Source organism: Bradyrhizobium sp. 23AC, from assembly GCF_054863025.1.
On the sequence record NZ_JAVAYN010000085.1, the window covers coordinates 1 to 386 of the forward strand.

The window sequence follows — 386 nt, forward strand, 5'->3', positions numbered from 1 at the left end:
CGGGTGATGGCCCCGAGCTGGAGATTCTCCTCCACCGTCATGGTGGTGAAGGTTCCGCGGCCCTGCGGCACATGGGCAATGCCGAACCGCACGATGCTCTCGGTGGAGCGGTTGTTCAGCGGCTTGCCGTCGAACTCGATGCCGCCGGTGGAGCGCACCATGTTGCAGATCGCGCGCAGCGTGGTGGTCTTGCCGGCGCCGTTGGCCCCGAGCAGCGTCACCAGTGAGCCCTCGTTGAGCGAGAAGGATAGGCCATGGAGCGCCTGGACCTGGCCGTAATAGGCGCGCAGGTCCTTGACGTTGAGCAATGTCGTCATTGGTCCTTGCTCCCGAGATAGGCCTTGATGACGTCGGGGTCCGCCTGCACCTGGGCCGGCGTGCCTTCC

General features: G+C 65.5%; 2 protein-coding genes. Both read right to left on the reverse strand.

The features are described from left to right. On the reverse strand, positions 1–317 hold a 317-nt coding region (locus RAD10_RS41550), incomplete at its 3' end, for an ATP-binding cassette domain-containing protein (protein ID WP_461621992.1). Then, on the reverse strand, positions 314–386 hold a 73-nt coding region (locus RAD10_RS41555), incomplete at its 5' end, for an ABC transporter ATP-binding protein C-terminal domain-containing protein (protein ID WP_461621993.1). The genes RAD10_RS41550 and RAD10_RS41555, both read right to left, overlap by 4 nt.